Raw genomic sequence first — 20445 nt, 5'->3', positions numbered from 1 at the left:
TAATTAACACAATGATGTCTGTCGTTGTGTTAATACGAAAAAAATTGAGTTCTTAACACACTTTTTAAGTGTCTTGAATATTCAAGTCTAAGGCGAGTCCATCTTCTTGGTCGAAGATGAGACAAGTAAAACCAGCTGGTCGCAACAGCGCAAGTGATGTGAAACTCATTTGGGTTGTATGGTTAAGCGACTAAGCGTATACGGTGGATGCCTTGGCAGTCAGAGGCGATGAAGGACGTAGTAACTTGCGAAAAGCGTTGGCGAGCTAGTAACAAGCATTTGAGCTAACGATGTCCGAATGGGGGAACCCGGCCGCATAAGCGGTCATCATGTGGTGAATACATAGCGACATGAGGCAAACGAGGGGAACTGAAACATCTAAGTACCCTTAGGAAAAGAAATCAACCGAGATTCCCCTAGTAGCGGCGAGCGAACGGGGATTAGCCCTTAAGTCAGAGGGGTGTTAGTGGAATGGTCTGGAAAGTCCAGCGGCACAGGGTGATAGCCCCGTACACGAAAACTAACCTTTGATGAAAACGAGTAAGGCGGGACACGTGATATCCTGTTTGAATATGGGGGGACCATCCTCCAAGGCTAAATACTCCTGACTGACCGATAGTGAACCAGTACCGTGAGGGAAAGGCGAAAAGAACCCCTGTGAGGGGAGTGAAATAGAACCTGAAACCGTATACGTACAAGCAGTGGGAGCGGTACTTGAGACCGTGACTGCGTACCTTTTGTATAATGGGTCAGCGACTTACGTTTTGTAGCGAGGTTAAGCGAATAGCGGAGCCGTAGGGAAACCGAGTGTTAACTGCGCGTTTAGTTGCAAGGCGTAGACCCGAAACCCGGTGATCTAGCCATGGGCAGGTTGAAGGTTGAGTAACATCAACTGGAGGACCGAACCGACTAATGTTGAAAAATTAGCGGATGACTTGTGGCTGGGGGTGAAAGGCCAATCAAACCGGGAGATATCTGGTTCTCCTCGAAAGCTATTTAGGTAGCGCCTCGAGCGAATACCATTGGGGGTAGAGCACTGTTAAGGCTAGGGGGTCATCCCGACTTACCAACCCTTTGCAAACTCCGAATACCAATGAGTACTACTCGGGAGACAGACGGCGGGTGCTAACGTCCGTCGTCAAAAGGGAAACAACCCAGACCGTCAGCTAAGGTCCCAAAGTGTATGTTAAGTGGGAAACGATGTGGGAAGGCTTAGACAGCTAGGATGTTGGCTTAGAAGCAGCCATCATTTAAAGAAAGCGTAATAGCTCACTAGTCGAGTCGGCCTGCGCGGAAGATGTAACGGGGCTAAACATACCACCGAAGCTACGGGTGCATTTCATTAGAGATGCGCGGTAGAGGAGCGTTCTGTAAGCCGTAGAAGGTGAAGGGGTAACCCACACTGGAGGTATCAGAAGTGCGAATGCTGACATGAGTAACGATAAAGGGGGTGAAAAACCCCCTCGCCGAAAGACCAAGGGTTCCTGTCCAACGTTAATCGGGGCAGGGTGAGTCGACCCCTAAGGTGAGGCCGAAAGGCGTAATCGATGGGAAACAGATTAATATTTCTGTACTTCCGCTAACTGCGATGGAGAGACGGAGAAGGCTAGGCTAGCGCGGCGTTGGTAGTCCGCGTTTAAGGTGGTAGGTGGGTGACTTAGGCAAATCCGGGTCACTATACACTGAGAGCTGATGACGAGTCCCCAAGGGGATGAAGTAGTTGATGCCATGCTTCCAGGAAAATCTTCTAAGCTTCAGGTTAGTGGGAATCGTACCCCAAACCGACACAGGTGGTCGGGTAGAGAATACCAAGGCGCTTGAGAGAACTCGGCTGAAGGAACTAGGCAAAATGGTACCGTAACTTCGGGAGAAGGTACGCTCCTGTTGGTGATGAGACTTGCTCTCTAAGCTGACGGGAGTCGCAGATACCAGGTGGCTGCAACTGTTTATCAAAAACACAGCACTGTGCAAACTCGCAAGAGGAAGTATACGGTGTGACGCCTGCCCGGTGCCGGAAGGTTAATTGATTGGGTTATCGCAAGAGAAGCTCATGATCGAAGCCCCGGTAAACGGCGGCCGTAACTATAACGGTCCTAAGGTAGCGAAATTCCTTGTCGGGTAAGTTCCGACCTGCACGAATGGCGTAATGATGGCCACGCTGTCTCCAGCCGAGACTCAGTGAAGTTGAAATTGCGGTGAAGATGCCGTATACCCGCGGCTAGACGGAAAGACCCCGTGAACCTTTACTATAGCTTGGCACTGAACATTGACCCTACATGTGTAGGATAGGTGGGAGACTTTGAAGTTGGAACGCTAGTTCTGATGGAGTCGTCCTTGAAATACCACCCTTGTAGTGTTGATGTTCTAACTTGGCCCCATTATCTGGGGTAAGGACAGTGCCTGGTGGGTAGTTTGACTGGGGCGGTCTCCTCCCAAAGAGTAACGGAGGAGCACGAAGGTTGGCTAAGTACGGTCGGACATCGTACGGTTAGTGCAATGGCATAAGCCAGCTTAACTGCGAGACAGACACGTCGAGCAGGTACGAAAGTAGGTCATAGTGATCCGGTGGTTCTGAATGGAAGGGCCATCGCTCAACGGATAAAAGGTACTCCGGGGATAACAGGCTGATACCGCCCAAGAGTTCATATCGACGGCGGTGTTTGGCACCTCGATGTCGGCTCATCACATCCTGGGGCTGAAGTCGGTCCCAAGGGTATGGCTGTTCGCCATTTAAAGTGGTACGCGAGCTGGGTTCAGAACGTCGTGAGACAGTTCGGTCCCTATCTGCCGTGGGCGTTGGATGATTGAGGGGAGTTGCTCCTAGTACGAGAGGACCGGAGTGAACGAACCGCTGGTGTTCGGGTTGTCATGCCAATGGCATTGCCCGGTAGCTATGTTCGGAATCGATAACCGCTGAAAGCATCTAAGCGGGAAGCGAGCCCCAAGATGAGTCATCCCTTGGACTTTAAGTCCACTAAAGAGCCGTTCGAGACTAGGACGTTGATAGGTCAGGTGTGTAAGCGTTGTGAGGCGTTGAGCTAACTGATACTAATGACTCGAGAGGCTTAACCATACAACCCAGATGGGTTTTACTGAAAATGTTCCAGACATTTTCCAGTACTTCCTCCTTCCCTGGAGGTCGTACAGTACTTAGACGAATACAAACACTTAAGAAGTGATACTCAATACAGCTTTCTAAATTATTAAATAAGACAAGAGTAGGTTCTAGGACCTAGCAGCACACAGTGCGCTCTCGAGTCTTGTTTAAACCGAATTTGCTTGGTGACAATAGCATTGTGGTCCCACCTGATCCCATCCCGAACTCAGAAGTGAAACGCAATCGCGCCGATGGTAGTGTGGGGTCTCCCCATGTGAGAGTAGGTCATCGCCAAGCGCCTAATTTGATTTCACTTTTAAACGTGAAGACAAACAGTCTCGTAAGAGAGCAAAAAAGCCAGCTGAATAAGCTGGCTTTTTTGTTTTTCATTTTCAAACTGAACATATCGACACCTTTTCTAATACTATTCCGCATTGAAGTCTGATCTAATTGCAAGCAACACAACAGCTTAAAATTGGATTATTAAACCTGAAACTGCTGAAAGTCTGCTTAGCCTCTCCAAAAGAGAAAAAAATCCGCATAAGCGCATGCGATTACTCGCTGTATCGCTATTTTTGGCAATGCCATAACCGCACTCAGGTGGCAAACCAGTTGAAGGTGGCCAGAGCTAGCGTCAACTTATGGGTCAGAAGCTATCTTAAGCAAGGACTTGAAGATAAACCACGCCCAGGGAAGAAGCCGTCATTGTCAAATGAGCAAAAAAGGAGACTCGCCAGATATATTGAGTTCCAAGCACAATCAGATGAGGGCGGCAGACTCACTGGGGCAGACATCCAGCAATACATCTCGAGTGAGTTTAATGTCGAGTACCATCCCAATCACATCTACAAGCTACTCAAGAGCATGGGATCCTGTTGGATAACCAGCCGCTCCAGGCATCCAAAACAAACTCAGAGCTTACAGGACGCTTTTAAAAAAGTTTCCTCTGGAAACGCTCCTTCACACTCCCATTCATATACAACCACACCTGATTGATATTTGGTTTCAGGACGAAGCAAGATTCGGCCAGCAAAATACAACGACACGCCTTTGGGCCCCCAAAGGCAGTAGACCAAGAGCGCTAAAACAGCAGCAGTGTGAATATGTGCACCTCTTCGGCGCAGTCTGTCCTGCAACAGGAGAAACTGAAGCCATCATCACACCATTCGCCAATAAGGACATCATGCACCAGCACCTGGAGCTAATTGCAAAACGCACCAAACCTGGCCACCATGCAGTCGTGGTAATGGACGGTGCGGGTTGGCATACCAATGACATTGCTGCTGATATCCCTAACCTGTCGATCCTCAAACTGCCGCCATATTCCCCAGAACTAAACCCCATCGAACAGGTATGGAGTTGGCTGCGCCAACATTATCTCGCCAATCGCTGTTTTAAAGGATATGAGGACATAGTGGATGCCTGCAGCTAGGCTTGGAACAGCTTTATCAGTTGTACAAAACGCGTGATAAAGATGTGCTCTCAGGAATGGGCAAAGGTGACTGAACTTTAATGCGGTATGGTATTATTTAGAGTTGAGTCTTGGATGGCGATGGGGGATTGGTCTGTTTACCTTAACGCGACAAAGTTAACCACTTCGTTCAGGGTTCAGGCAAATAAAAAGAGCGGCGTTTAGCTGCTCTTTCTGCATAAGATCGATTTCTAAATCCGATTATTTAGCTTCTTTTAACCACTGTGCGGCACGTTTTGCGAAGTAGGTAAGGATGCCATCGGCGCCAGCGCGTTTAAAGCATAGTAGCGATTCCATGACGATTGCCTTTTCTGCTAACCAGCCATTTTGGATTGCAGCCATGTGCATGGCATATTCACCACTCACTTGGTAGGCGAAGGTGGGGACTGCTAATTCAGTCTTTACACGGTGAACGATATCGAGGTATGGCATGCCAGGTTTTACCATCACCATATCTGCGCCCTCTTGGATATCCAGTGCGACTTCGTGCAGCGCTTCATCGCTATTTGCTGGGTCCATTTGATAGCTATGTTTATTGCCACCTTTTAGGTTGCCTGCTGAGCCAACCGCATCGCGGAATGGGCCGTAGTAGCTTGAAGAGTATTTGGCAGAGTAGGCCATGATTTGAGTGTTAACATGGCCAGCAGCTTCTAGCGCTTGGCGAATGGCGCCAATGCGGCCGTCCATCATATCCGATGGAGCGACAATGTCTGCGCCCGCTTCAGCATGGGAGAGTGCTTGTTTCACTAAGATCTCTGTGGTGATGTCATTCAGGATATAGCCTGTTTCATCAATAATGCCGTCTTGACCATGGGTCGTGAAAGGATCTAGAGCTACGTCGGTCATAATGCCAAGTTGCGGGAAAGCTTTTTTGAGTTCACGCACTGCGCGTTGCACTAGCGCATCAGCATTGTATGCCTCTTCTGCCATAAGCGACTTTTTCTCGGAAGGCGTAACAGGAAAGAGGGCTATTAAGGGGATACCTAATTCAACTAGCTCTTCTGCTTCTTTTAGCAGTAGGTCGATAGAGTAGCGCTCTACACCTGGCATTGAAGCCACTTTTTCGCTGCGATTGCTGCCTTCGAGCACAAACATTGGATAGATTAAGTCATTCACTGTTAGGTGATTCTCAGCCATCAGGCGACGACTAAAATCATGTTTACGCATGCGGCGCATTCTGCGCTGTGGGAAGGCACTGGTAATGATATTCACATTAGACTCCTAATTAGGTTCTGTTTGTGCTGGCGCATACAATTTTACTTGATTGCGTCCGCTATTTTTTGCTTGGTAGAGGGCTTTGTCTGCTTGCTCTAATAATTCGGTACTGTGTTGTTCATTCATGATAACGTCGGCACTCACGCCAATACTGACGGTGAGTGGAATGGGCTTTCCTTCCCATGTTAGGCCGATACAACTTACTGTATCTCTTATACTTTCAGCGACTTGAAGCGCGCCATCTGCAGTTGTATTGGGAAGAATAATAGCAAACTCTTCTCCACCAAAACGTGATACTAGATCGGTTGGTCGTTTTAAATGCTGCTGTAAGGTTTGCGCAATGAGTTTTAATGCTTGATCGCCCGCTAAATGGCCGAATTGATCATTGATGGATTTAAATCGGTCGATATCAAGCATCAATAGGGCAATTGGCGTTTCTTGACGGCGGCTAATACGGCTCTCTGCCAACAGGCGTTTATCGAAGGCGCTACGGTTTTTGACTCCCGTTAAGCTATCTATGGTGCTTTGTTCGGTAAGCTTTTGATTGACTTCGTGTAACTCGCGTAGCGTTATCTCAAGTTCTAAGGTGCGCTCTTGCACCTTTTGCTCGAGTCTTTCATTCGTCTCGGCCTCAACCTTTAAGGCTTCTTCCCGCGCACTACGAATTTTTTGCGCTTGTTTTAGTGCTTCCTGCTGAATGCGTTGTTTAGCTTTACGTTCATCGTTATAGCGAATCGCCAGTACAAGTGACATAAAGATAATTTCGAAGGTTAATCCCAGCATCACAGGTGTCTGCGGTTTGATATTCAGTTCAATAACACTCAAATACAATAGGCTACTCAGGCATGCCCCCGTCAGCATACTCACCCAGCCAATAGTATATAGCTTGGCTAATTTCTGTCCCCTAACAGCTTGAATAATAGCGAGTATCATCATAATGATACTGAGTACGGCAACAGAGACTATTTCGATGTAGAGTACGGTACCGTAACGGGTAAAGGGGACTAATAAGCATACTAAGAGGATATAGACTGCACTGTAACGGCACATCAATAGCATGTGACGATTATAGTATTTCAGTTGTAAGATTTTTTCGGTAAACATCAAGGCAAAGCCCATAACTAAAGGCAGTAGCATTGGAACCATCAGTTGCTGCAATGCGGGCCAATTAGGCCAGAGAAATCGGAATGCAAACCCATTAATGGTGGCGACCAAGAGTGTCATGCAGAGAACATAGCCGGAGTAATAACTGTAACTGAATGAACCCGAAGCCAATGCGATAAATAGACTGAAGATCCCGATGGCTGCGAGCACACCAAGCTGAAACCCATGCTCGACTGCTGTTGATTCGGCAATTTGTACCAAATCATTAGCTGACCATAGATTAATAGGAACGGCAGCATTACCTTCAGTTTCTATATGCAGATAGAAGGTGTGTTGTTCATTTGCATTGATTTTAAAAGGGTATAGAAAAATATTACTCAGTAGTGGGCGTTGCTGATAGGGAAGCGTATCCCCCATATAGGTGGTGTTGATGAGCTGGTTACCCACTAAATGATAAAGGGTCACTTTATCTAATAACGGATTGTCGAGGGCGAGAATACGGGAGAGGCTTTCGTCACCACTTTGGATGCTAAATGTCAGCCAAAAATTATGTTGGCTAAGGCGTTGAATATCGCCACTGGTAAACTGATGCCATTTTGTTTTTGGGAGTGCTTGAATATCTGCTAATTCACTTGTGGTATTTAGGTGAGTTACCGTAAGCCAAGGCATTAGATTGAGCGGTGTTGGTGTATGGTCATCTATGCTCATCGTGTCGGCATAAACAGCGGATGACATAAACATGCTGATAAGCAAAACCAATATGTTGCCTAACTTAGCCATTGTGTTGACTCAGATTAAAGAACGCTAGGCTATTTTTATAGCATTGCTTAGCAAATTCAGCCGGATTTTCACCACGTAGATTGGCAATATACTGAGCGATATAGGGTAAATATTCGGGTTTATTTTTGCTGGATTTGGGTTTAGGCCGCATGCTACGAGGCAGCAGATATGGGCTATCTGTTTCGATCAATAAACGATCTTTTGGAATAAAGGGCACTAGCTCTGCTAATTCTTGGCCGCGTCTTTCATCACAGACCCAGCCTGTAATCCCTAAGTGTAAATCGAGATCGATATAAGCTTCCATGTGCGCGCGGGTGCCAGTAAAGCAGTGCAATAAAGCGCCGCGAAGATGGGGACGGTACTCGCTAACGATGCTTAAAAAATCACTATGGGCATCTCGCTCATGCATAAGAACGGGTTTTTGAAGTTCAATCGCCAGTTCTAATTGGGTGATAAATGCTTGGCGCTGGGCTGGGCGGGGTGAAAAGTCCCTGTTATAGTCAAGCCCGCATTCGCCAACGGCAACGACCTGTGGTGCTAGGCATAAATCTGCTTGAATTTGCTTGGAATCTGTTTGCCATAGGCTGGCATGGTGTGGGTGCACACCGGCAGTGCAATAAAGTTGGTTAGGGTAGTTTTGGCATAATTGAATAGCTGCTGCGCTTTCGGTTAAATCGCTACCAATAACGATGAGCGGCGAAACCCCTTGGTCCGCCGCTGCTTGTACAATTTGCGCTATGTCTGGTTCGAGTGCGCTGCCAAGCAAGTTGACAGCGATATCTATATAGGAAGCCATTATTTGAGGCGCTTTACCCTCACCTTCGCATTACGATTCTCAGTCCCCATTAAAAATGAGCCAAAGGCCGCTTTCTCGATGAAGATTTTCTCGCCCGCTTTTAAGTTGTATTTACGGCCTTCGGTTTGTTTCCAAACTTGGCCATTGGTGAAAGTGATTTTTAGGGCGCCGTAGGGATCTTCTGCGATAGATTCCACATCAAGATAAAGCTTGTCGATGGTATCTTCTTGGGCTCGTTTAGCTTCCATACCGAAATTATCTTCGATATTGCTTGCCGCAGCAGTGGGAGTTGGAGCTGCAACACCCTGCGCTATAACTGCGGTTGCTACAGCCGCAGATGGTGCGTTCGAATCAGTAGGCACAGAACTTACAACTTGAACGCTGCTCGCTAAATTGTCATAGCAAATTAAACGTTCAAGTTTGTCTGTCATTGCAGCACATTGAGCTAATTGTTGCTCAATACCAGCATTGGCCTGTGCCGATACCATAAATATGGCGGCAGTCAGTAGAGTAAAACGCATCCCAGTTCCCTTATTATTTTCCTCTAATGCCTTCTAGGCATTAGTTGTTCGTTGATTCTTCTTCGTCGGTCTCGTCATCAGGTTTACTGTAAAAACGAGCCGCAAATAATCCGGCTTCGAACAATATCAGCATTGGCACGGCAAGCATAGTCTGGGAGATAACATCGGGTGGCGTAAGTAGCATGCCCACCACGAATGCGCCGACAATGATATAAGGGCGTTTTTGCTTGAGATCTTCAGGTGATGTGACACCAGCCCAACAGAGTAGGACAACGGCAATAGGGATCTCAAAGGATAGGCCGAATGCAAAAAATAATTTCAGCACAAAGTCGAGGTAGCTGCTGATATCGGTTGCGACTTGTACGCCCTCGGGTGCTGTGTTGGCAAAAAAGCCAAACACGACAGGGAATACAATGTAATACGCAAAGGCGATCCCTAAATAAAACAGTACAGTGCTGCTAAAAAGTAGCGGCATGACTAAACGTTTTTCATGCTTATACAAACCAGGCGCAACAAAAGACCAAATTTGATAGAGCACATAGGGGACTGCCACAAAAAATGACAACACTAATGTCAGTTTGAAAGGGGCGAAGAAAGGCGCGGCGACATCGGTCGCAATCATGCTGCCACCTAAGGGCAAAGACTGCATTAAAGGGATTGCCATGTAATGGTAAATATCATTTGCCCAATACACGCTGCAAATAAATACAATTAAGACACTGGCAATGGATTTAAGCAGCTTGGACCTAAGTTCAAGCAAATGGCTGATAAGTGGCTGCTGTTGCGACATGAATTATCCGTTAGCTTTCGTGTTAGAACGGGGATCCTCGCCCTGAATGGACTCACTTTTGGGGGCGGAAGAAGCCGAAGTAGAGCTCGCCTCTGTAGAAACAGTTTGGCTTGCAGGGTTGTGGATCTGGTTATCCTGTGCACTGGGAGTATCTTGCACTTGGTAAGGACGATTCACAGACTGCGCGGCTTGTTTCAACTGCTCGATTGATTCTTGCAGTTCGGGTGAGAGGTTAGATAGGCCTTTACTCTCCGCTTTTTTGAGGTCGGCGTGCAACTGCTCGATCTTTAGCTCTTGCTCAAGTTCTTCTTTGACTGAGTTGGCCATGCGTTTCATCGCGCGGACCCAACTGGTTACTGAACGTACTGCAACCGGTAGACGTTCGGGGCCAAGAACTATTAGCCCCAAAACACCGATCAGCAGCAGCTCCATAAAGCCGATACCGTCAAACATAAAGAGTTACGCCTGTTCTTTGTTAGACTCAGGTTTCTTTTCAGTCGCCTGTTGAGTTGGTTGCGCACTTTGCACTGTTTGTGCTGTTTGCACCGGTTTTGCTGCTTCAGCATCTTCTAACGCCTTTTTATCTTCTTCAGAAGACATGGCGTTTTTGAAGCCCTTAACTGCACCACCTAAGTCACCACCCAAAGAGCGTAATTTCTTAGTTCCAAACAATAAGACAACGATTAACGCGATGATAAGAAGTTGCCAAATACTAATGCCACCCATGAAGGTATCCTCTTAATTGAAAACGGTTCTATTATGAACCTCTGATTAATTAGTGCTAGCTAAAATTTACGATTCTTTGGCCTAGATCGCCATCCGATAATCCACAATACTGCGCCTGAAATCAGGCACACATAAGGACTCAACAGTGTAGCGTCTTGGTTGAACAATAACGTGCCACAGATCAATAAAATTGCAGAAGTGATGAGCAAGTAATTACTCTTATGCGCTTGCTGCTGATATTTCAAATACTTATCTAGCATTTGTTGCTGAGAACTCAGCAATTTCCTGCCTAATTTAAGGTTGTCGTAAATTAGTTCAGGGAATTCCGGTAGCTTATCAGACCAATATGGCAGTTTTGTGGATACCTTTTTAAACATGGCTTTAGGTCCCACTTGCTCGGCCATCCACTGCTCTAAAAAGGGCTTGGCGGTCTGCCAGAGATCCAGTTGCGGATACAGTTGGCGGCCTAAACCTTCAATATAAAGCAAGGTTTTCTCGAGCAAGACAAGCTGAGGTTGCACGACAATATCAAAGTGTCTAGCGGTGCGAAACAGCTCTAACAACACATGTCCGAAGGAGATTTCATCTAAGGGTTTGTTAAACATAGGTTCACAAACGACCTTGATGGCTTGCTCGAAGGCTTGCAGATCGGTTTTTTCCGATACCCAACCTGATTCAATATATAGCTGGGCGATGCGGTGATAGTCGCGATTGAAAAATGCGAGAAAATTTTCCGCGAGATAGCGCTTATCGACCTCGCTGAGCGTGCCCATAATGCCGCAATCAAGACCAATATAGTAAGGATTCTCCGGATTTTCGCGGGAGATAAAAATATTCCCCGGATGCATGTCGGCATGGAAAAAATTATCGCGGAATACTTGAGTGAAAAACAGCTCAACGCCCCGTTCGGCTAACAGTTTAAAGTTAGTGCCTTGTGCCTTTAAAGCGACGATATCCGATACAGGAATGCCGTAAATCCGCTCCATCACCATTAAACGTGGATAACAAAACTCTTCATACACGTAAGGAATGTAGAGCGCATCTGAATCGATAAAGTTATTGCGCAGTTTAATGGCATTTAAAGCTTCAAGCTTAAGATTTAACTCGCCTAAAATGGTGACGCGGTAATCTTCAATCACCTCTGCTGGACGTAAACGATTACCTTCACCAAGGAGATAATCGATAACCTTTGCCGTTTGTGACATCAGCAACAGATCGGCTTGGATTTTGGTTTCCACATTAGGCCGCAGCACCTTTAACACTACCGCCTTGCCGTTGGATTTGAGCGTGGCGGTATGCACTTGCGAAATTGAGGCCGAGGCTAATGGCGTTTCATTAAAGTCATCGAAGAAGGTTTCTATCGGTGCTTTAAGTTCAGCTTCAATTGCAAGCCGTGCGAGTGCGCCATCAAAAGGCGGGACTTTATCCTGCAACATGGCTAGTTCAGTCGCCCATTCATCACTCAGTAAGTCACGGCGGGTGGAGAGCATTTGGCCGAGCTTGATATACACTGGGCCTAGCTCCTGCATTGCTAGCTTTAAGCGCTCGCCACCGGATTTATCTTTGTGTTTATTGCGGATCCAAAACAGACTATTGCGGGCGAGTGTAAAGTACCAAGGGGTCATCTTTGGCGGTAAAACATCATCTAACCCATATTGCAGTAGGGTTTTAATCACATGATAACCGCGGCGGATACTGGCAAGGGTCATGGCTTAATTTGGTCTCTTAATTTGGCTATCCGTTGTTCGAGCGTGCGAGTGTCGCTCACTAAATCATCCATTTGATCGCAAAAATGAATGAGCTCAAGTCGATGGGGCGCGATGCGGTACTCTTCGATAGCGAGTTGCCCTAAATGGGAGCGAGTTTTACGCAATACTTCAAGTGCAAAACTTTTTGCCTGATGGCCAGTGCTGATGAGCTTGTGAGTGGGGCCATCGCCCAAATAACTTGATATTGGCTCAGCAAAATCAAACTCTATGCTGCGTAGATACTGGCTAAAGCTTTGTAGTAAATTCAGATCACCTTCGAGCTTGAGTTTATCTTGCTTGATAAGTTCAGTCAGGTTGGCGCCTTCGGACACGTGATAAAGCGTGGTTGCATCTGCATGAAGGCTTACATCAACATCGCCTTCATAGCGGCTCAGGACTTGGATCTCTTTGGCAAAGATTAAGTAAATGGGCCAGCTAAGTTGGGTTAATTGAATACGAAATACTTTGCCATGTAACTGGCGCTGGCGAGCATAGGCGCCGCCCGCTTGGGTCTGAAGTTGTTTCAGACCCATCTCAATAGCGGCGCAGACAAGTAACACCACTTCTTGCGGCATCATTAGAATTTATAACCACGGTGCAGGGCGACAATGCCATCGGTCATATTGGTGTAATCGACCTGTTCAAAGCCCGCATCCACCATCATTTGCTTAAGGGTGTCTTGGTCTGGGTGCATACGAATTGATTCGGCCAAGTACTCATAGCTGTCAGCATCTTTCGTGATGAGTTGGCCCATCTTAGGTAAGACTTTGAAGCTATATAAATCATACACTTTACGCATGACTTCATGCTGAGGCTTAGAGAACTCTAACACCAATAACTTGCCGCCTGGCTTAAGCACGCGGTTCATGGAGCGAAGGGCGGCGTCTTTGTCAGTCACATTACGTAGGCCAAAGGCGATAGTGATGATATCGAAGTGGTTATCGGGGAAGGGCAACGCTTCGGCATTGGCTTGCACATAGCTCACATTGCTAACAATGCCACGATCACGCAGTTTAGTGCGGCCCACCTTGAGCATAGAGTCGTTGATATCCGCTAACACGACTTCGCCTTTATCGCCCACTAAATGAGAGAATTTAGCGGTTAAATCGCCCGTACCACCCGCAAGGTCAAGTACCTTCATACCTGGGCGAGCGCCAGACACTTCAATAGTGTAACGCTTCCAAAAACGATGAATACCGAAGGACATAACGTCGTTCATGATATCGTACTTGGCGGCAACCGAATGAAACACGCCAGCAACGAGATCGGCCTTTTTATCCGCCTCTACGGTTTTATAACCAAAGTGGGTACTTTTAGATTCGCCCTCAGACATCAATGTATTCCTATTATTTTGCAAAGTATTAGTGGCGAGTGTAAGCCATCGCCTGCATTTGCTGAATCTTTGATCTATCACTCTGTGATCGAGCTAGTAAACTCTCCTCAAGGCGTAAGCTTGAGGCGTTTGGCTTTTGCCATTGTTTAATGCGTCGACCCGATAAAATGGATTGGCATTAGACCACAATATCAGGATTTGGTGAATAGCTTCGCGCCCACAAGGACGCAAGCGAGACATGCTATTGAGCTAAAAATTGGCGCCGAGCCTGTACATAGGCATAAATTAACTCACTTATACTCTGACCTACATCCCTAAAGCCCGCCTCTATGCCTGCCTCATGGCAACTAGGGGCTGCTTCGGCTAAATGTAAATAAGCACAGGGGCAATGGCTGGCGATATAGCTGATGTAGTGAGCTGCATCGAGTAGTGGAATTCCTGCTGCAGTAGAGGCGCTACTTGGCATTTTGGCAATGGCATCGACATCCAGTTCTAATGCCACAGGGAGTGCGGTTTGATTGAGTTTGTCGGCTATCTCCTGCAGCGCCTGTGTGAGGCTTATCTCTCGGCGAATCCAAATTTGTTGCAGACTATGCCAAGTGCCACCAAATTCGGTGAGTTGTTGTAAATTGGCCTCACTGTTTTTGAGCTCGTGTAAACCGAGCACATGGTAATAACCCAGCGCACCGCGATCGGCCGCGTAACTAAAGCCGTTGCCGCTATGGCGTCCTTCGAGTAGGCGAAAATCGCTATGAGGATCTAGATTCACCGCTGCAACTTGGCGTTGATAATGGGCTGAGGCCGCCATTAATAGTCCATAGGCATTATTGTGGCCGCCACCAATCAGTATCGGTTCGAGTCCTGCATCTAAAATTGCGCGAACGATGTTAATCACCCGCTCATCTAATTGCTCTACCGCGGCACGTAAAGCCGTTAAACTCGCGCCTTCATCGGTTTTAACCTGTAATTGCAAATCAGCGGTATGCACTTGCCCTAAAATGAGGCATTCGGTACCCGAAAGAAAACGATTCGACTGTAAGTTCAGCCATTGGCGCATGCTGGTGGTAAAGGCGTCGGTGGCACCTCCTCGGCCTAAATTGGCTCGCGGGCCGATATCTTCGCCTACTCCAACAATGGCAAATTGGGCGCCATGGGCTTTGGCGGTAGCAAGTATCGATTCTAATGAATGTTCACCATTGGCCAAATGCACACATTGGCCTATTTTAGTTTCACCTGCTCGAGGGCTGACGAGACTGGCAACATCGGCTTGGGTAAATGGGATAAATTCAGACATAGATTAGCGTTCTTATTGGTAGGGACGGGAATATTGTGGCGCACACTTGGGCGAATATTCAATGGTATTTCGCGACGTTAGCCAATAAAAAAGCCAGCTTAGCTGGCTTTCTTGTCTTGGAATTCGTCATTACTCAATGTCGAGTGGTTCAGGCGATAAAATGATGCCCGTGTTGTCGGCATAGATATGATCACCGGGGAGGAAGGTCACGCCGCCAAAGTTGACGGGAATATCGACTTCACCCACTGAATTGCCATCAGCGCCCACAGGAATAGAGGCAAGGGCTTGAATGCCGATATCTAATTCTTCCAGTGCATCCACATCGCGTACTGAACCGTAAACGATAATGCCTTCCCAGTTGTTGCTAACCGCAAGCTCTGCGATAGTGCCATCGATAAGAGCACGGCGTAATGAGCCACCCCCATCGACGAGTAGGACTTTACCTTGGCCGTCTTCTTGTAAGACATCGGTAATTAGGCCGTTGTCTTCAAAGCACTTAATGGTGCTGATTGAACCGCCAAAAGAGCTACAACCACCGTAGTTACTGAACATGGGCTCGACTACATCTACGACATCTAAGTACATGTCACATAGTTCTGAGGTGTTGTATTCCATATTTACACTCCTATTGATCCGCGTTGCGTACAGTTTAGCGAGTTTACGCCAGTATAAAAGGGATTCCTGAAAAGAAAAGTGTTATCAATCACGGTATTGTTGCACTTGGACGTTAACACTTATGTTGTAAACTTTCGTCACTTAACAGGTGTTTATCCTCAAAACTTGATATCGGTCATTAAATAACGGTTTTTTATTACAACTCTGTTGCGTGTTTTGGTATTATATCTCAAGTTTAAATTAACTTACTTAACTTAATTTGCTTTAGGGGCAAGGACCCCCCGTTACGCTTATGGACGGCAGAGGGCCTTCGAGAGGTGCCTATGGAAGCTGTAAATACGATTGAAATTATTGGTTATTTTGCCTCTGTGATGGTGGCGATTTCACTCATGATGAAAAATATCATCTGGTTAAGATGGTTAAACTTTGTTGGTTGTACCCTGTTTGTTATCTACGGCGTATTCATTTCTGCTTGGCCTGTTGCGGGTATGAATGCCTTTGTTGCCTGTATCAATATTTACCATTTGACGAAAATTTACCGCGCCAAAGCACTGGAACAAGCCGTCGCTTGAAATTTATCTTAAGGTGTTGCTCGAGCTACAACGAGGGCAACACTGTTTTACCCTCTTCATTTGGCTTTATGCTCCTCAAAAAATCACTCGTGTCATAAAACTTTAGGCCAGATGTCACGTTGCCGTCATCGAGAGTTCTTAGTCTCAAAGTAACACTGAGTACTTAAGCGATATCTGTTTGGGTCAATCTAGGTTTTAGCATGAAGTTCTATCGTGAAATAGTCGTCTGATCTTGTGAGTAAAAAGACGCTAAAGGCTGTCGAGAGAATGCACTAATTAACATCGCCATGATACTCGCTGGCATGCCAGCAAGGAGCCTGTTTTATGTTGAGTTACATTGCAGACTTAGATAAGCGAATGTTTTATCGCATTGTTGCTTTCACCCAGCGTCACGGCTTTTATGATTGGGCAAAGCGGATATCGGCAACTGGTGATGGGCATGTGTATTTGTATCTCTCCGTGGGGTTGATGTTGACTCATTCGCAGGGACAGAGCTTATTTAACCTACTGTTGGCGAGTTTTTTGATCGAGTTGCCACTGTATTTGTTGCTTAAAAATAGTATCCGTCGCACTCGGCCCTGTCACGCATTGGTTGGGTTTGAAAACGCCTTTGAACCTTCTGATCGTTTTAGCTTACCCTCGGGACATACCGCTGCCGCGTTTGTCATGGCCGCGAGTGTGGCGCAGGTTTATCCTATTGCGACTCCTTTTGCTTACGCTTGGGCACTCAGTATTGGTGGTTCGCGAATCGCCCTTGGGGTGCATTATCCCTTAGATATTGCCGCGGGTGCTCTGTTAGGTGCGGGGGCAGTTTTACTCGTACATCCAGTGATTTAGCTCTCAACTTCCCATTCGTTGGAATTCAATTTCATTTACAGTTGAAGGATAAGCAATGCGAATACTCTACGGAGTTCAAGGCACAGGGAATGGCCACTTAAGCCGTGCTCGGGTGATGGCAAAGGCATTAGTTGAGCACAATATTCATGTCGATTTTTTGTTTTCAGGCCGTAAACCCGAACACTTTTTTGATATGGAGTGTTTTGGTGATTATCGCGTTCAGGCGGGGATGACATTTGCTACGCACTCTGGGCGAGTCAATGTGTCACAAACGGTGAAGCAGAATTTTTCATTGTCTTTGCTTAAGGATATCCAAGCCCTCGATCTAAGTTACTATGACCTAGTACTGAATGATTTTGAACCCGTATCCGCTTGGGCGGCGAGGCGTCAAAGTGTGCCCTCCATCGGTATTAGCCACCAAGCTGCATTGACTCATCCTGTGCCTAAATTGGGGAGCACTTGGTTTAATGAATTACTGCTTAACTATTTTGCCCCAGTGGATGTGGCTTTAGGTTGTCATTGGCATCATTTTGGGTTTCCGATCTTACCTCCCTTTGTCGAAGTGGATGCCAGCCCCATTGAACATACTCATCAAATTTTGGTGTATTTACCCTTTGAAGATGCGGATGTGATTGCCGAATTTTTTAAACCTTTTAGGGATTATCAATTTTTGGTGTATCACGCCAAGCAGCCGACGGAACCTATTGCCGAGCATATTCAATGGTATGGTTTTAATCGCGATGGGTTTAAACAACACTTGGCGACTTGTGGTGGTGTAATCGGTAATGCGGGATTTGAGCTTGCCAGTGAAGCCCTAACATTAGGTAAAAAATTATTGGTAAAGCCATTGATTGGCCAATTTGAGCAGCTATCGAATGTTGCGGCACTGCAATTATTAGGCGCAGGCGATAGCATGATGAGCCTAGATACGAATGTGGTTAAGCGTTGGCTTAAGGCGGCATCGCCAAATCCGATAGCTTATCCTCAAGTGGGTAATGCTTTAGTAAAGTGGATTTGCAGTGGTCAGTGGCAACATACAGAGACCTTATGCCATGACCTTTGGAACCAAGTTAAGCTTCCCGATACTTGGCGTTAATTTGAGATGGACATAGCGATAAAAGGCCATTTCTGCTCTAGCTGGGACGGTAGGGTTCGCGTATAATTTGGCCAATTTTTGCTGTGAGCCCTTGCAGCGTGTCTCTATTGGCCTAGCCAGAATTTAGTTGTCATCAATGAGCCTTAAGAAGTTTACTCAGTACAAGTTACTGTTTTTAATGTTGTTGTCCCTCGGTATTTTGCTTCCTTTTATTCCTGATCAAGCCTATCACATGCCCGGCCCTGAGACTGCTAAGCAAAATCTGCATGTGATTGAATTTAATGATCAAGGTCAGCCCCACAACGATGGACAATGGCAAGGGCTTAAGGCACGCATTTTACAGCCCAATAATGGCACCGCGCCTGAGTTGCTGATTTTTGTTCATGGTTGGCACCATAGTGCAAATCCTAAGGATGAAAACTTTGTCGCTTTCGAACAGTTTTATCAGCAGATGGCGGCCTCCGACTCCCAACGAAACTTGCTCGGCTTATACATAGGCTGGCGTGGGGATAAGTACGATCCCTTCTGGCTTGATGGCTCGGATGATGCCACCAGTTGGATTGAACCGTTGGATTTTTCCACCATTTTGCAGCGTAAAACCGTGGCTAAACGCATTGGCAAAACCGGTTTATCTCAGTTGCTCGATAAGCTTGATTCGTTAGTCGCTGAGCAGCAACTACTGCGTTATACCGTAATAGGTCATAGCCTTGGTGGCTTAGTGGTGCTGCATGCCAGTAAAGATAGAATTAAGGCTGCTATCGACAATGAGCAAGATAACCCGAATCTTTTCTTACTGTTAAACCCAGCTGCGCCCACGCAGGATTTTAAGCCACTTGACACGCTAATGAGTTTAGATAGGCAAAAGCCGAGTATGGTGGTGTTGCAATCCAAGGGCGATTTTGCGGTAAAAGAGGCGTTTAATTACATTAAAGATGGCGAGCGGGCACTGGGTAACTCTTGGGCAATTACCCATGATATTGATAAATGCTCTGGCGGCAACTGCGAAACGCCGATGAAAATGCCATCAGCACTGATGGCTCACGATCAGCTTCCCGGTTGTATGATGACGTTGCCGCATTCTGGCTGGAAAATTCGTGCGCGCTTACAGGCTCGGCGCAGTGTACAAACCTGTGCTGATGCCAATATGCAGGCGGTTTGGGTACTGGCGGTATCTGATGAAATTGTCTCTGGTCATAATGGCATCTTAACGCCTGATCATGGCAAAGCGTTGTCGGAAGTGATGGGCATGATTGATTTATATCGAAATCAACTCCCCAAACATGCCGTTGAAAGTCCTGCCAATGAAGATTTAGCCACGTTGGTGCCAGAGCCAGAAGCCGCAAGCACCACCGATACCCAAATGAGTACGCCGGCTGAGCCTGTGGTGATTGTCGAGGCTGCTTCTGAAGCTGAAAACCAACCACAGCAACAAGAGGCTCCTGCGCCGATGAAGCCTGAACCAGCCATAGCGCAGCCAGAGTCAGAAGGTGCAAAGAAAGATTCGCCATAGGCTAATCCAGTTGCAGTAAGTGAAGCGTTAAGGTTACCGAGCAAGAGATAAAACCGCAGGTTAGTGTGCTTGCGGTTCATGCCAAACCTGTAACTCAGGCCAATTTAGCTAACGAGTACCAGCCGATAGACGGAACTCCGCCTCAACCTAAAGTTGAGAAGGAGTAACGCATTGTCACAATTTAATTGCCGCAATCACGGCGATAAAATTAGCGCGTGAAAATAAGTACTTTATTGATTTTTCACTTGCCATTTGCGCCAAGTGAAGAGAAGTAGCGCCATCAGCATCAGGCTAACGATCGCCCATGTAGGGTATTTATGCTGATGATAAAACGCGAGTATTGGTGCGATTTCATCGCGGATTAACACGGGGCCTAAACCAAACAGACTCACCCAGATGCTGGTGGCGAGCAGATTGCCCATCACGAATTTCCTAAAGGGCATTTTGGCTAGGCCGCAGCCAATAAACATAAATTGTTTAAGCCCTTCGACAAAACGACTGAGCACTAGAGCGGCGATACCATATTGGCCAATGACAGCGTGAATTTTGTCTTCCACCTTAGGTTTGATCCAGCCCTTTTTTAACAACACGTCACCGAATCGGCGCCCGATAAAATAGCCCAATGTGTTGCCACATAAGGCTGCAAAGGTGGCGACCAGCAACACTAATGACAGTGACATTTGCCCCGTGGCCGCCAGCAAACTGGCAACGATCAATAAGGATTGCCCTGGTGCGGGAATGCCAAATCCTTCGACGGCAATGGCGATAAACAGCAGTAGATAGCCGTATTGCTGCAACCAAGGTGTCATTTCAGCGATAAGATGTTGTAGGGCTTCAGGCATTCAGAAATAAGCAATCTTGGTGACAATAGATAGCACCATCATACTCGTCAGAACTAAACTTAGGGTAGCTTTATGAGCAAAGTTTCATGTCCGCTTTA

At 46.7% G+C, this 20445-nt stretch carries 17 protein-coding genes, 2 rRNA genes and 1 pseudogene; 7 read left to right on the top strand and 13 right to left on the bottom strand.

All coding sequences use genetic code 11. The annotated features are described in order from the left end of the window. Positions 1–180 precede the first annotated feature (180 nt). The 3 genes and pseudogenes from SO_RS19500 to SO_RS19490 all read left to right on the top strand — a co-directional run bounded on the left by SO_RS19500 (position 181) and on the right by SO_RS19490 (position 4610). Positions 181–3073: ribosomal RNA gene (locus SO_RS19500) — 23S ribosomal RNA — on the top strand. Positions 3074–3278: 205 nt separating this feature from the next. Then, positions 3279–3394 (top strand): 5S ribosomal RNA (gene rrf, locus SO_RS19495). Positions 3395–3645: 251 nt separating this feature from the next. Next, positions 3646–4610: pseudogene (locus SO_RS19490) on the top strand (IS630 family transposase). A gap of 159 nt (positions 4611–4769) precedes the next feature. Here SO_RS19490 and hemB read toward each other — a convergent pair. The 12 genes from hemB to rraA all read right to left on the bottom strand — a co-directional run bounded on the left by hemB (position 4770) and on the right by rraA (position 15490). Then, positions 4770–5780, bottom strand: coding sequence for a porphobilinogen synthase (gene hemB / locus SO_RS19485; protein WP_011073891.1), 1011 nt, complete (start codon positions 5778–5780; stop codon positions 4770–4772). Positions 5781–5789: 9 nt separating this feature from the next. Next, on the bottom strand, positions 5790–7667 hold the full coding sequence (locus SO_RS19480) for a sensor domain-containing diguanylate cyclase (protein ID WP_011073890.1): 1878 nt from the start codon (positions 7665–7667) through the stop codon (positions 5790–5792). Further along, on the bottom strand, positions 7660–8463 hold the full coding sequence (locus SO_RS19475) for a TatD family hydrolase (protein ID WP_011073889.1): 804 nt from the start codon (positions 8461–8463) through the stop codon (positions 7660–7662). Before SO_RS19475 ends, SO_RS19480 begins: the two co-directional genes overlap by 8 nt. Further along, positions 8463–8984 carry a hypothetical protein gene (locus SO_RS19470; protein WP_011073888.1) on the bottom strand — a complete coding sequence of 174 codons (522 nt, stop codon included), beginning with the start codon at positions 8982–8984 and terminating at the stop codon, positions 8463–8465. The genes SO_RS19475 and SO_RS19470 overlap by 1 nt, the downstream gene beginning before the upstream one ends. A gap of 40 nt (positions 8985–9024) precedes the next feature. Continuing rightward, on the bottom strand, positions 9025–9774 hold the full coding sequence (gene tatC, locus SO_RS19465) for a twin-arginine translocase subunit TatC (RefSeq protein ID WP_011073887.1): 750 nt from the start codon (positions 9772–9774) through the stop codon (positions 9025–9027). A 3-nt stretch (positions 9775–9777) separates the two neighbouring features. Further along, on the bottom strand, positions 9778–10227 hold the full coding sequence (gene tatB / locus SO_RS19460) for a Sec-independent protein translocase protein TatB (RefSeq protein WP_011073886.1): 450 nt from the start codon (positions 10225–10227) through the stop codon (positions 9778–9780). 6 nt (positions 10228–10233) lie between these two features. Further along, the gene (gene tatA / locus SO_RS19455) at positions 10234–10500 is read right to left on the bottom strand and encodes a Sec-independent protein translocase subunit TatA (RefSeq protein WP_011073885.1); all 267 of its coding nucleotides are present in this window, start codon (positions 10498–10500) and stop codon (positions 10234–10236) included. 59 nt (positions 10501–10559) lie between these two features. Then, on the bottom strand, positions 10560–12209 hold the full coding sequence (ubiB, locus tag SO_RS19450; RefSeq protein WP_011073884.1) for a ubiquinone biosynthesis regulatory protein kinase UbiB: 1650 nt from the start codon (positions 12207–12209) through the stop codon (positions 10560–10562). After that, positions 12206–12826: a ubiquinone biosynthesis accessory factor UbiJ gene (locus SO_RS19445; protein WP_011073883.1), complete on the bottom strand. Its 621-nt coding sequence runs from the start codon at positions 12824–12826 to the stop codon at positions 12206–12208. The genes ubiB and SO_RS19445 overlap by 4 nt, the downstream gene beginning before the upstream one ends. Continuing rightward, positions 12826–13581 carry a bifunctional demethylmenaquinone methyltransferase/2-methoxy-6-polyprenyl-1,4-benzoquinol methylase UbiE gene (gene ubiE / locus SO_RS19440; RefSeq protein WP_011073882.1) on the bottom strand — a complete coding sequence of 252 codons (756 nt, stop codon included), beginning with the start codon at positions 13579–13581 and terminating at the stop codon, positions 12826–12828. The genes SO_RS19445 and ubiE overlap by 1 nt, the downstream gene beginning before the upstream one ends. Positions 13582–13822: 241 nt before the next feature. After that, a complete protein-coding gene (locus tag SO_RS19435) occupies positions 13823–14875 on the bottom strand; it encodes a formimidoylglutamase (RefSeq protein WP_011073881.1) in 1053 nt (350 codons plus the stop codon). Positions 14876–15004: 129 nt separating this feature from the next. Then, complete coding sequence (gene rraA / locus SO_RS19430; protein ID WP_011073880.1) at positions 15005–15490, bottom strand: ribonuclease E activity regulator RraA; 486 nt, start codon at positions 15488–15490, stop codon at positions 15005–15007. 323 nt (positions 15491–15813) lie between these two features. Here rraA and SO_RS19425 point away from each other — a divergent pair, with 323 nt between their 5' ends. The 4 genes from SO_RS19425 (at position 15814) to SO_RS19410 (ending at position 19505) form a co-directional block, all read left to right on the top strand. Then, positions 15814–16062 carry a YgjV family protein gene (locus SO_RS19425; protein WP_011073879.1) on the top strand — a complete coding sequence of 83 codons (249 nt, stop codon included), beginning with the start codon at positions 15814–15816 and terminating at the stop codon, positions 16060–16062. Between the two features lie 324 nt (positions 16063–16386). Then, positions 16387–16899: a phosphatase PAP2 family protein gene (locus SO_RS19420; protein ID WP_011073878.1), complete on the top strand. Its 513-nt coding sequence runs from the start codon at positions 16387–16389 to the stop codon at positions 16897–16899. A gap of 55 nt (positions 16900–16954) precedes the next feature. Next, on the top strand, positions 16955–17995 hold the full coding sequence (locus SO_RS19415; RefSeq protein WP_011073877.1) for an MJ1255/VC2487 family glycosyltransferase: 1041 nt from the start codon (positions 16955–16957) through the stop codon (positions 17993–17995). A gap of 136 nt (positions 17996–18131) precedes the next feature. Next, positions 18132–19505 carry an alpha/beta hydrolase family protein gene (locus tag SO_RS19410; RefSeq protein WP_011073876.1) on the top strand — a complete coding sequence of 458 codons (1374 nt, stop codon included), beginning with the start codon at positions 18132–18134 and terminating at the stop codon, positions 19503–19505. A 230-nt stretch (positions 19506–19735) separates the two neighbouring features. Here SO_RS19410 and SO_RS19405 read toward each other — a convergent pair whose 3' ends face one another. Next, entirely contained in the window at positions 19736–20347 is a 612-nt protein-coding gene (locus SO_RS19405) for a DedA family protein (protein ID WP_011073875.1), read from the bottom strand. Positions 20348–20445: the final 98 nt, after the last annotated feature.

This window comes from Shewanella oneidensis MR-1, assembly GCF_000146165.2.
Taxonomy (GTDB): domain Bacteria; phylum Pseudomonadota; class Gammaproteobacteria; order Enterobacterales; family Shewanellaceae; genus Shewanella; species Shewanella oneidensis.
The sequence above is the reverse complement of the archived record's forward strand: the minus strand, read 5'-3'. Positions and strand labels throughout refer to the sequence as shown.